The sequence below is a fragment of the uncultured Pseudoteredinibacter sp. genome (assembly GCF_947502065.1).
Lineage (GTDB): Bacteria > Pseudomonadota > Gammaproteobacteria > Pseudomonadales > Cellvibrionaceae > Pseudoteredinibacter.
The window spans coordinates 16,444-29,128 of sequence record NZ_CANMYE010000005.1 but is presented as its reverse complement, the minus strand read 5'-3'; the positions used below and the strand labels follow the sequence as shown (position 1 = coordinate 29,128).

The window sequence follows — 12,685 nt, the reverse complement described above, 5'->3', positions numbered from 1 at the left end:
CAATAGCTTTTGCGTCAATAGCTTTATTGTTTGTTGATGCTCTTTGCCGTCGGTGTTTTAACACGAGACGCGCAAAGAGATCCCGCGACAATAAGTAGGCAGGCCAGCGCTACTTCTAAGCGCATTTCGGAGCTTCCCGCTAAAGTGAGCAATACAATAGAGATTAATGGCGCGGCATAGGATAAAACCGCAAGCAACTGTATTTGGCCGTGTTTTATGCCGTAGTCCCAGCAAAGAAAGGCTGCTCCTACAGGGCCTAAGCCAAGACCTATAAGGGCTAGCCATTGCTGTGGTTTGTGGGGCCATTGAGTTTGTTCCCAATATAGGTGGCAGCACAGTGCTAGTGCGGCGGTGGCGCCACAATACCAGCCAATCGTTTCGCTGTTCACCGTTGGTATCAAGCGCCCCGCTACAGAGTAGACGGCCCAAATGATGGCGCTGGCAAAGGCCAGTGAATAACCGAGTAAGTGGCGCTGATCGAAGCCGTTGGAATCCCCACTTAACAACAAAAAACAGCCAAGCAATGCAAGCCCTGCCCCGGCTAGTTGTTGTTTGTATAGCCGTTCACCCGGCAACAATAAAGCCAGCAATACGATAAAGATTGGCCATAAGTAAGCAATCAAGCTGACTTCGGCTGCCGGTGATTTATCCATAGCTAGGAAATAACAAAAATGAAATCCAAATAAGCCGCTTACACCTAAGAGCCAAGATTTAGTATTGGTTCTTAGATGGTGAATGCCCAGGTGCCCTTGCAAAAGCCAGCGGCCGAGCATAAACAAAAATGCAATTGCAAAGCTCATTGCCATAAGTTGAAAGGGAGGGATGTGAGTGCCAGCGAGTTGCGTTAGAAGCGCGAGGCTTCCCCATAGCAAAATGGCAATTGAGCCAATGAAAGTTGCCGCTTGCTGTGTGTTCATAATACATACCAAATAAATCAAAGATGAATCGAGCATGCAGGGTATAGGCTGGACGATAAATGCGCTTTGCCAAATCGGAGGACTTGTTTGTTCTATTTGCGGAAATAACTCGGGGGCTTACCAAAGTGTTTTCGGAAGCGACTGCTAAAGCTAGAAAGGTTGGAATAGGCAACTCGTTCGGCAATTTGTTGCACACTTAGATTCGTGCTTTCCAAAAGTTGCCAAGCAAGCTGCATGCGTTTTTCGATAAGATATTGCTGCGCAGTCATTCCTATCTCCCGACAAAATAGCTCGTTCAGTTGCCTGGAGCTAAGATTGGCAACGGTAGCAAGTTGGCTTAAGGATAGGTTCTGTTGATAATGCTGATCAAGGTATTCCCGTGCGGCCTCTAGGCGCCTATCAAGTCTTAAGCTGTTGCCATATCTTTCCTGAAACAATTGAATAAGCAGAAGCAACATTTGTCGTTCACTACTTGTCCTGCGCTCATTCATCGATAAGTGACTGTGCAGGAAGCTGACATAATGCGCCAGCGTGCTATCTAAAGGGATAAAGGCGGGAAGCTTTTCGAGTTGAGGGGCGAGTATCGATGGTACATCGGCAACAACAAAAGTATTGTTTTCTGTGGCGGAAAAACCGTGCTCTTTTCCGGCTGCTACCAGGGCTATACTTTGCTCACTAACCCTGCCCTCTTGTTGGCCAACATTTAGCTCCAACTCGCCCACTACTGGCAATACCAGTTGATGATAATCATGCTGGTGGCTATGGCTTTCGCTATTGTAACTGCGCAGCTCTAATGTAAGTTTTGGGTTATCACTCATCATAAATGCATACTATCATTTATTTACTTTATGAGCGCCTTTTCGTGTTGCTGATAAATTTACAGTAAAGCGTCACAGCCAGTTTCAGAAAGTAAATCAGCAAGCCGTTTTTGATCTTGGGTACTTAGCTTTTTCTGCTCTTCTCGTATCCAATGAAGGCACTTGTTTTGATAAGGAAAGCTAGCTTGCTTCCAAGGCTTGCCATCGATTTGAGTCTGCCATTCTAAATGATGATGTTTAATGGCTTCAGCATTGGCCAGTAAGGCGGGTACATAGGTTTTTGCCAGCTCCCTTAAAATATCCTTTAAGGTTTCAGGAAGCTCATCAAGCTCACTCCACTGAAGCTTCTCAGTCTCTAAACCGCTTTGGTCTTCCATTATGCTTACCCAAGCTACTGTTCTTGGCGATAAATCATAAGCGATGGCGCGAGGAGTTGGATCGAAGCCGATAAGTTGGCTGAGTTGGCCGAATAAAGCAAAATCGGCTGAGCTTGGTTTATCGCCAAGAAGATACGGCAGCCGGGCAAAGTGAGCCTCTAAAAGCTGCAGTAAGCGACGAAAACTTGCATCAATTACCGGAGCGGTAATTTCATTGGAGCCAACGTATCCTAATCGCCCAATTTGGCGTTCGCTAAAAAACGCTTTGAATTGCTGCAAACTATCTTCCGCTAAGGTGACGCCCATTGATAGTGGTAGCTGAGTTCCGGCATTATCGGCATCCGCGCTAAAGTGCCAACGATAGTGGAACATAAATTTAGTGCACCATTCATCTGCATAGTCTTCCAGCAAATAATTAATAAAGTTCAGTGCCGGGTCGTCGGGTAATACGGAGCGTTTCTGAGATAGTTTTTCTAGCCGTCGAAGAATAGGTGTGGAATCACAAACGGCCTCTGCTTCGCCTTTTTCATTATCTAAAATAAAAGTAGGCATAAAGGCGAGCTTGGGCTTTGGAATCCCAAGCTTGTCTAATTCAGCACTTGGATCGCCCCAGGTAATCGCGTGTTCGATACGACGATAACGCAATAAGGATAGCATCTTGCGGGTGTATGGCGAGCCAACATTACCAATAAGTTGGATGGGCTTTGACATGGTGATCCCCTTCAATTGTATAGCTCTATTGTTTCAGCTATTACCATGAGCTTCCAGGGTGTTTATGTCGATAAATTGGGTTTATTTATCCGGCCAGCCTATTTGGCGCATGCTTTGCCCTACCCAAGGGTCAACATTCAGGTCTTGATCCTGGGCTTGCTCTGCCTGTAAAGCTTGTAAGCTACTTTGGGTAAAGGCTGTTGAACGGCGGCTTGTTTGATCGACATTGATAACCATACATTCATTGAGTGACACTAGCTCCCGAGTTTCTTCGGTCATCATTTTGTGGAGGTAGTGCACCTTATTGTGATCAAAACCTAATAGCTGGGTTTCGATAATAAAGCGCTCGCCTAAACGCAGTTCTTTTCGATAACACAGGCGGGACTCAATAGAAAAGATGGTATGACCATCATCTAGATCGCTGACACCGCCAATGTTCAGATCGCGATAGTAATTCTCGGTGGCAAGATCGAAGACCACGAGATAGTAGCCCATGTTCATATGTTGATTTAGATCTATCCAAGCCTCTTCGACTTGGCCGCGGTAACTCTCTTTCACCCTACCCCCTTTACAACTTGTTGAATGCGCATTGCTTAGCTGAGTTGACTCCAGCTGTTTAGCATATGCTCTGCACCCATTAAGCTCAAGGCTGTAACTGTGTAGGTAGGGTTCACAGCTCCGCTACTGGGGAACAAACCGGGCCCGGCCACAAATACATTGGCTACATCATGTAGCTGCCCATATTTATTACATACGGAGTCTTTGGCAGTTTTCCCCATAATGGTACCACCCATAATATGCATACCGGCTCGTGGTCCGGTCCAGCTTTCGCTGGCGCCGGCTGCTTTAAAGATTTCTAAACCTTCTTTCACCATATGCTCGGTAAGCTTGGCAACACGCGGATCGATATCGTGATGAGCTTTAGCAAGCGCCAAGCCACTGCTGTCTTTATTGCTGCTCAAAGTTATCCGATTCTCGGCTGATGGTATATCGTCACAAATACCCACCATGGTGCCAAAGTGTTTACTCGCCTGCTGCATAAAGCGATCAAGCTTCTTACCAAACAAGTCTGCTCTTGAAGTTGCGATACCCAGTAGGTCATTAGGTTTACAGGCATTGGCGATGAGCCACTGATAACTGCCGTAGCTTTCTGGCATCGCTTTTTTGTTGGCGTAGCCATCTTGACAAATTAATTGGCCGCCACTCAAGCCCATATGGGGCTGGGTTTCTTCTATAAATACGCCCCAAATAGTATGTGCTGGATGGGTCATTAAATAACGGCCCAGTAAATCGTGATTATTGCCTAAACCTTGGGGATGTTTGCTGTGTTGCGAAAGCCAGAGTAGACGAGCGTTCTGCACGGTAAAAGCTGCGAGCACAACAACTTGTGCTTTTTGGACAAAGATCTCGCCGTTGGAGTTTTGAAATTCAACGCCAGTCGCTTTATCCCCCGCTTCATTGAGTAAGACTCGACGAACTAAGCAATTATTAAGCACTATTGCGCCAGCCAGCTTTGCTTCAGCTAGCGTGGTAACAAGTGGGTTAGCCAACGCACCAGTTGGGCAGCCAGCATCACACCAACCATCAAAAATACAGGATTGGCGATTGCCTTTCGGAACAGAATTTACCGCGTAGGGTATTGGCGCGGTGTGCAGGCCTTTAGCTTTAAAGCCTTTGGCGATGACGTTTCCCTGATTCAAAGTCGGCAGCGCGGGCATTGGATAATCATCAGCGGCTGGCCGCCAACGCTCGGCCTTAGCATCACCGCTAATGCCGATATGTTTTTGAATACGGTCGTAAAAAGGGCGTAACTGGTCGTACTGGATCGGCCAATCAAAGCCAATGCCATATTGGCTTTGAGTATTGAAGTCGTTCTCGTGCAATCGTGGCCACACACCATAGTGGTGAACGGCACTGCCGCCGCTACCGAAGCCGGAATTAAAATTTTGTCCTATTTTATGATTGCCACTTTCTTCAACCGGGCTGCCGGCCCACTTAAGCTTTCGCGCCCAAATCTGAGAGCTTTGCAAGTCACTCAATTTCTTTTCAGGGCCGGCTTCTAAAACCAACACTTGTTTGCCGGCTTTAGCGGCCGTCGCTGCAAATAGGCTCCCTGCGGCACCGGAGCCAACCACTAAAACATCTACTTCATCACTTTGAATTATTGTACTCACAGTATTACCAGGCTGTTGTTGGTTTTATATGGGCAATATAGGGAACGCCGAGTTTTGCAAAACCTTGCTCGGTGCCATATACAACATCTACCGCATCAGCGCGCAAAACAAAATAGAAAAAAGAGGCTGGCGGTCCCTGCCAGCCTTCGAGAGCATCGCTTGCCATTTGGGAAATAAAACGTTCTATTTCACTATCACTCAGCTGCACGATGGGTTTGCTAAAAGTTTTAAGGGAAGCCTCTTGAGCAGCTTTGAGGCCCGCTTGATAAAAATTCTTAAAAGGTGGCGCTACGCCTAGGTAACGAATCATCAATAAGCAATCTGCTTGTCCGTCCCTTTGTAACTGTTGATCGATAAAGTGCGCGACCCCAGCTTTTGCTGCGCCAGTTGCCAGCCCTTCTCCTAGACGAGCTAGATCCTGTGCATCGGATTCGCTAAAAACTTGATAGGGAATGTTTAGCTCTGCAGCTTGTGCACAGCTTAAATTGACGAGGCTGCCGGCGACATTGAAACCAAATACCAATGCACTGGCTTGGAGGAACTTTCGGCGTTTAATCATGGTTCATGCTCACATCTTAGATAGACCAACCTGTAAAACAGATAATGCCTGTGAGTGTAAGAATGCTATACGTTATTATTGTTTGAAGTAATGGGGCTTGCTTGTAGCTAAGCCCCATTTTAGCTTTATTAAAAACGATATTTTACATTAACGCCAGTCCAGCGTGGGTCGCGATATGAAACTTCGTTACAACCACACAATGTTGCCAGGTCGAAGCCTTGCACCCCTGCACGCTCGTCGGTGACGTTACGCATGATAAGAGACGCTTCCCACTTATCATCTGCGCTTGCCCAACCAAGACGTGCATTGGTCATCACATAACTGTCGAATTTATCGGCGTCAAAATTACGCAGGTTGTAATAGAACTCGTCCGAATAGCTAACATCGGCCGCTACATGCATCATGCCACCCATGGCTTCCCATTCATACCGTACTAAAGCGGTAGCCTGAACCTCCGGCGCGTAAGTTGGACGAACATCACGTGGTGGTAGTGGCGAGCCGGAGCGTAGTAATACGTCCTCTACAGTGGCATCCAGGTATGAAGCGCTTAATAAAATATCCCAGCCTTCTGCAGGGCTAGTAATTAGCTCAAGCTCGATACCTTTGTTGACGGCGTCGGCATTGATAACTACACCACCTACACCGACAAACAAAAATGCTTGATAGTCGCTGTAATCATAATAATAAGCCGATCCGTTTAGGCGGGTATTGCCATCGCCCAGAGTCGCCTTAAAGCCGGCCTCATAAGCCATTAGAATCTCTTCGTCGTAAGGTAGTGCAGCTTCGCCGCCAGAACCTAAGTAGGCGCCAAGTAAGGGCGCATTAAAGCTACCTGCTTTCACGCCACGATTAATACCGGCATAAATCAATAAATCATCTGTTGGGCGGTAATCTAACTGCACTTTACCTGTCCATAAAGTGTCAGAGCTTTCTAAGTCATGGTTAAACGGAGAACCTGCGCCAAAGGCGTTTGGAATAGGTGAGCCTTGGTTAACCGTATGATTGCCTTCAGAAAGATAAACACCGATTTCTACATCGTAATCTTTCTTTTCTTCCATCACACGTAAACCTGCGGTCAACATAAGCTGATCGCTGATGTCGTATTCTACCTGACCAAATACGCTATAAGAGTTGGTTTCTAGATTAGCTTGCACACCGATATCTACAGGCGGAAACAAAGCGTCAACGATACTGTTTACAGGGGCCTTCAAGCCATTGTCGGAATGGTTGTCGATATTCAGATAGAACAAACCGGCAACCCAACGACTGCTTTCACTTTCACCATTAAAGCGAATTTCTTGTGAGAAACTACTGGCATCAACACCGGCATAGTTAGCCAGCTGATTTATTGGCGCGGCGTCGACATCAATAAACAATAGTTTCTCATAATCTTTGTAGTCGGTTATCGCCGTCATGGTGACGTTTTCGTTTATTTCTTTAGCGATATTGAAGTTCAAGCCCCAAGTATCAGTAGAGCCCTGATCTTCAAAAGCAAAGTCTCCAGAGAAAGTAAAATCGGCACCATCTTGATCAACATAACCAAAGAAATCACCGCCGGGCACTGGGCGCCCAGCTAAACCGATCGCACCGCCAGGAATAAATTGGTCACCATCAATGACGTCGGCACCACCGTCGCCATCGCCTTGAATAGTTAAACGGGTTTCTCCAGCGGGGGTATCAATTACATTGATCAATTCGCCATTGGCATCAAGCACCGCAATAGTGGATTTAGATTGATAAGGCCCGGTGCTGCTTTTTGAGCTAGCGTAGTTAGCTGAAAAATTTATCGTGGTATCGTCGCTGGCTTCGTAAGTGAGGTTAAGACGCGCAGCTTTGGTGTCGTCGCCCCCTAGGTCGGCACCTGCGCCGTTACCTGGAGAACCACCACCAGGTAAATCTGAATTAGCGCCTTGTGGATAAAGGTTTTTTAGGTAGCCGTCTTGTTGATTAGTTTTGAAGGCGACGCGAGCGCCAAGCTTTTCAGTCAAAGGACCGCCAACAGCACCTTCTAAGGTCCACTTATTGGCGTTAGCTGGTGTATCGTATTGACCAAAAGTTAAATCAATATAACCTTCAACTTCTTCCATATTGGCTTTGCGTGAAATGTAGTGCACCAAGCCACCGGTAGCGTTGCGGCCGAACAAAGTGCCCTGCGGTCCTTTCAAAATTTCTACTCGATCTACATCAAATACGGCGAAGGTTTGAGCTTGTGCGATAGCTAGGTAACCTTCATCGAGATAGACCGCATTTGGAGCTTCAACAATATCGTTAAAGTCATTTTGAGTTACACCACGAATGGTGAACTGGGTATTTTGGCCGGCCATATTGCCGGAGATGTGTACGCCTGGGCTAAATGTGGCGATATCGTGGCTTTGAGTTACCCCAAGAGCAGACATTTGATCACCACTAAAGGCGGTTACAGCAATGCCCACGTCTTGCAGGCTTTGCTCGCGTTTCTGAGCGGTTACGGTTACCTCTTCAAGAACAGAGGCCTGGCTAGAGTAACTAATGACGGCGGTACTGAGTAAAGCGATGGTGGAACTTAGGGCGTTCTTTTTGAAAGTCATCGTGCTGTCCTATTTTGGATGCTCTGGTTTTTATTATGTTCTGGCATTAACGCTGCCTGGCTTCAAAGTAAATTGAATATAAATTACAGGTTAATTTAAGCGTTACAATATTAATTTAAACATAAGTGTTTTATATGTAAACAACTAATTTTTGGCAAATAGGATTTTTTTCGCCTCTAAATATATGAATTTTCATAGGTTTTTAAGAAGCATGTGAAAACAGATAATTTGTAAGCTAAGAAAGTGCGAGTGATTAGAGGTCCATTATGTGGACAAAGTGAGGGCTCAAAATGGCTAAAGATTAGCGGGAAATTGAGTGGGTTTACTAAAAATAAAGCTGTCTAAACTGACAGTAACTTATAGGCTAACATCCTAAGAAATAAGCAAAACCATAGATAAAGAAATTAAAAACATACTATATATACAGACAGAATATTCAATATAACTAATGTCCTTTAAATCATCCATCCGTCGCAAAAAATAACGCGAAATTTGCCCCGCCAACTATTTTATAAATACCCAAAGTTCGGTACATTTCCTATACATCCTGGCACTTTAGTGCTGGTTGTTGAGGCACTATAAAAGGCAAAGCATGACGCGCCCTGAAGTTAAAACCCAAGCGGCAAAAGGATTTGTTGCTAAAAGCTTAAGAAACACCATTGAGGCCTATGTTGAGGTAGATCAGCACTGGCTAGATTGGCAATGCCAGATGTTGGCATCGTGCACTAGCGCGTCCCTTCTAAAATACCCTGAAAGAAATAGTGGAATAATCGAGTGTGTTGCTAGTTGGCCCAAGCCTGCCCCTGCCCCCGCTCTTGTTGAACTACAAAGCCAGTTAGGATCGGAGCCTGGCTTGTTTAATAAGGCCAATATTTGTGAAATAGCCGGGGTGTCACAGGATCTCATCTCCTGCCCTATTAAGGTCGAAAATCAGCAATATATGCTGTGGGTACTGTCCGAAAATAGACCGGCAAGTCAGCGGCAAGCCATGATTCATTTATTGCAATGGGGCGGCAACTGCCTGGCTATCTTGAAGGCTCAGCAGCATAAGTCTGTCTCTAATTTAATGCTGGTGGAATCTCTACTCAGTTCCGATAATTTAGAGCATTGCCTTTTGGAGCTCTGCAAGCATATCGGTCTGCAGTACAATTGTGAGATGGTGTACTTGCTTAGCACTGGGCGTACTAAAGCCGCTAAGGCGTTGAGTTATCCACCTAGAGACGTGCTGAGCAATAGTGATCTAGAGCTGCAACTTAAAAGAATTCGCGATGAATCTTTTGCTCAGCAAGCCCTAATAAGTTTCCCATCTATCGAAGATGCTCCAAGCTTCAAACGTGAGCACCAAAGATTTGGACAAGATACACAAAGTGCACTCTGCTCGATTCCATTTGTTGAAAATGGCAATCGTATGGCGGTATTGCTGCTGCAAAAAAAAGAAGCGTTTTCTCCCAAAGATATTGAAAGTATTTCCTTGCTGCCTAGTGCCTTGAATAAAGTCTTGGGGGCTCGACTAAAAGTCCAATATGAGAAAAAACCTATTGGAAAAATCTATTCCAAAATAGCCAGTGCAAGATTAGCAGTAATAAGTAGCGTGCTAGCTGTATTACTGATAATTGCTGGAAATATTGATGGAACTCTAGAAATCAAGGCGGAAGCGGAAGTCGAGGGTAGGCAAAAGCAGCTACTCGTGGCGCCCCATGATGGATACATCAAAGAAGCATTCTATCGCAGCGGAGATACTGTTAAAGCCGGGGACGTCCTGGCACGACTCGATGATTTAAATCTAGACCTAAAAAAGAAACAGCAACTAGCGAGCTTGGCGTCAATAAAAAGCCAGTACCAAGCAGCTTTGTCAGAGAGGGATAGGGTAAAACTCGCACGGTATCGAGCCCAAATGGAAAAGGCCCAGGCCGAGATCGATATAATTGAATATAAATTAAGCCAACAAAAACTCAGAGCGGCTTTTGATGGCATAGTGTTGCAGGGCGATATGAGTCAGCGTATCGGAGCTCCTGTTAAGGCCGCAGAAGTCTTATATGAGCTAGCGGCAGTAGATGACTACAAAGTTGTTGTGTATGTCAGTGAATATGACTTGGGCGAACTAAAAGATGCGCGAAAAGGTAATATTAGATTTACTGCTTTTCCCGATAAAATTTGGAACTTTAGCCTGCTGTCCGTCCACCCTGTTTCTGAAATTAGAGATCAGAAAAATGTATTCAGAATAGAAGCGAAGCTGGACGATGAAAACAGTGACCTTAAGCCCGGCTTAAGGGGCTATGCTCAGATTTCCGCGGCAAAACATTCTCTGCTTTGGATTTGGACTAGAAATACGATAACCCGTATTCGATTGTGGCTTTGGCAAGGAGTTGGTTGGTAGATGGAAACTACGCCGTTTTTTGAAGATCTGCCTGGCCAAAACACGCAGTGGAATCGGGTTTCAGGCTATAAGCCACAATTGTACGCACACGTAGACGTAAGTTTCCATTCGTTCCGCGGTGAACCTTGGTATGTGCTATCAGACACTGCGCGCAAGCAAGCTATACGTGTTAATAAAAAAACATTCAATATCATTAGCCAATTTGACGGATCGCGCAGTGTAAAAGACATCTACACATATCTGAGCAACTACAAGCAAGATGAAAAATATAGTCAATCGGATATGGTTGAAACAATATCGAGATTACTAGAGCTCAAGATATTAGCCCCGGGAGTAAACCTCAATACGTCTGATTTTCTTCAACAGAAAGAACGTGAAAGAAAAAGTAGTAATACAGAGCATCTATTTAATCCTTTAGCTATAAAAATCCCTCTATTTAACCCTAATAGTTTGTTTGAATGGTTTTTAGAGAAGCTCCCGTTTTTCCTAGCTAAGCCATTATTATGGAGCGGTCTCGCTTTCATAGTATTGACTTGTTTATTTGCGATCGGGAGCTACGTTGACATAAAAAGTGATCTTTATGAGGCGGAGAATTACTTAGCCAATAATGCGCTTCTACTTATAGCAAGTTATATATTTTTGAAGTTCATTCACGAACTAGCGCACGGTGTTTGTTTAAAAAGCTATGGCAAGCCTTCTGTAGAGTGTGGCTTAACAGTAATGGTATTTATGCCAATACCCTATGTCGATGCGAGTGCAGCTTGGACTTTGAATAGCAAGTGGCAGCGTATAATGATCAGCCTAGCTGGGATCTACACTGAGTTATTGCTTTCCTGCATTGCTTTGAGCATCTATTTATTGAGTTCAAATGAGATAATTCAGCATGCATGCCTTGGCTTGGCGGTAGTCGGTTTCGCATCGAGTGTATTTTTCAATGCAAACCCGCTTCTCAAATTTGATGGCTATTTTGTACTCGAAGATATGGTTGAAATACCAGATCTTTTTGACAGATCTAGAAGATACTGCAAATTTTTTTATAAAAATTTGATATTTGCAAAACCTATAACGCAAATAGAAGCCGATGAAATAAAAAAAATACTGTTAATATTTGGCCACTGTACAATAATTTTCCGGCTTATACTCTCATATGTTATCGCATCGTATCTTATCGAAACGTTTTTCGCGGTTGGTGTAATATTATCTTGCTTTCTGGTTTATCAGCAACTGATTAAACCGTTAATCAGTTTCTATGAATTTATTATTCAGGATGTTTTGCAAGGACCGAAATCAAAAATAGCGGCATTTAGGGTAGGTTTGGCGATAGCTGCCACTATGATTGTTATTTTCTATATCCCATTGAAAAATAGCAAAACTATTCAGGGGGTAAGCTGGGCTGACCACAACTCCAAGGTGCTTGCGCCTCAGTATTCTCGTTTAAGGTCAGCTCATATAAATAATGGTGCTGAGCTTTCTTCTGGAGAACTACTATTTCGATTAGAGTCAGAGGATCTAAAGCGCAGGATTTCTCTCGAAAACTCGAAACTGAAAATCTTAGAAACAAACTATTTTGCCTCATTCAAGGAAAGAAAGCAGAGGCTTGATTTTGCTGAGGAAATTAAGGCTCAAAAGGAAGCTCTTGGTGCATTAAGGAGCTTGCTGGGTAAGCTAGAAGTTAAAAGCCATAGTGATGGAAAGCTGGTGTTGTCGGATGACTACCTTTTGCAGGGGCGCTGGTTTGAAAAAGGTCAGCTAATTGCATATGTGTTAAAAGACCAAGAAACCCTGATAAGAGCTGCAGTTAATCAAGACTACCTAAAGCTTATTAGAGATAAGTTAAAGTCTGTAACAGTAAGGTTGGCCAGCCGGCCATTTGAAGAGCATCAAGGCGAGCTCATAAAAGTATTTCCCAAAGCAACTCTAAATCTTCCTCATGAGGCATTATCACTTCAAAATGGAGGGCAAATTATATCTCAATTTGATAACAGCAAAGGTAGCTATGTGAGCAATAGAGAGCTCATTATCCTAGAAATAAAGTTGCCATCGTTAAAGCAAAGTGTAATTGGGGATCGCGCCTTTATAAAGTTGAACTTTGAAGAAGCATCATTATATGAATTGCTCTCGAGAAAGTTCAAACAGACATTCTCAGAGAAATTAGTATCTATATAGGAATATGAAAATCAAAAGA

9 protein-coding genes are annotated in these 12,685 nt (G+C 44.4%); 2 read left to right on the top strand and 7 right to left on the bottom strand.

From position 1 onward, the window contains the following. Nucleotides 1-23: 23 nt before the first annotated feature. The 7 genes from Q1A41_RS13530 to Q1A41_RS13500 form a co-directional block, all read right to left on the bottom strand. On the bottom strand, nt 24-917 hold the full coding sequence (locus Q1A41_RS13530) for an EamA family transporter (protein WP_299979953.1): 894 nt from the start codon (nt 915-917) through the stop codon (nt 24-26). A gap of 92 nt (nt 918-1,009) precedes the next feature. After that, complete coding sequence (locus Q1A41_RS13525; RefSeq protein WP_299979950.1) at nt 1,010-1,738, bottom strand: AraC family transcriptional regulator; 729 nt, start codon at nt 1,736-1,738, stop codon at nt 1,010-1,012. A gap of 56 nt (nt 1,739-1,794) precedes the next feature. Then, entirely contained in the window at nt 1,795-2,823 is a 1,029-nt protein-coding gene (locus tag Q1A41_RS13520; RefSeq protein WP_299979947.1) for a glutathione S-transferase family protein, read from the bottom strand. Between the two features lie 81 nt (nt 2,824-2,904). Next, the gene (locus tag Q1A41_RS13515; RefSeq protein WP_299979944.1) at nt 2,905-3,381 is read right to left on the bottom strand and encodes a thioesterase family protein; all 477 of its coding nucleotides are present in this window, start codon (nt 3,379-3,381) and stop codon (nt 2,905-2,907) included. A gap of 35 nt (nt 3,382-3,416) precedes the next feature. Continuing rightward, a complete protein-coding gene (locus Q1A41_RS13510) occupies nt 3,417-4,997 on the bottom strand; it encodes a GMC family oxidoreductase (RefSeq protein WP_299979941.1) in 1,581 nt (526 codons plus the stop codon). Nucleotides 4,998-5,001: 4 nt separating this feature from the next. After that, a complete protein-coding gene (locus tag Q1A41_RS13505; protein ID WP_299979938.1) occupies nt 5,002-5,556 on the bottom strand; it encodes a gluconate 2-dehydrogenase subunit 3 family protein in 555 nt (184 codons plus the stop codon). A gap of 128 nt (nt 5,557-5,684) precedes the next feature. Then, nucleotides 5,685-8,123, bottom strand: a complete 2,439-nt coding sequence (locus tag Q1A41_RS13500; RefSeq protein ID WP_299979935.1) for a TonB-dependent receptor — start codon at nt 8,121-8,123, stop codon at nt 5,685-5,687. Nucleotides 8,124-8,715: 592 nt separating this feature from the next. Here Q1A41_RS13500 and Q1A41_RS13495 point away from each other — a divergent pair. Beyond that, complete coding sequence (locus tag Q1A41_RS13495) at nt 8,716-10,500, top strand: HlyD family efflux transporter periplasmic adaptor subunit (protein WP_299979932.1); 1,785 nt, start codon at nt 8,716-8,718, stop codon at nt 10,498-10,500. Then, nucleotides 10,501-12,666, top strand: coding sequence for an HlyD family efflux transporter periplasmic adaptor subunit (locus Q1A41_RS13490; RefSeq protein WP_299979929.1), 2,166 nt, complete (start codon nt 10,501-10,503; stop codon nt 12,664-12,666). The last annotated feature ends 19 nt before the right edge of the window (nt 12,667-12,685 follow it).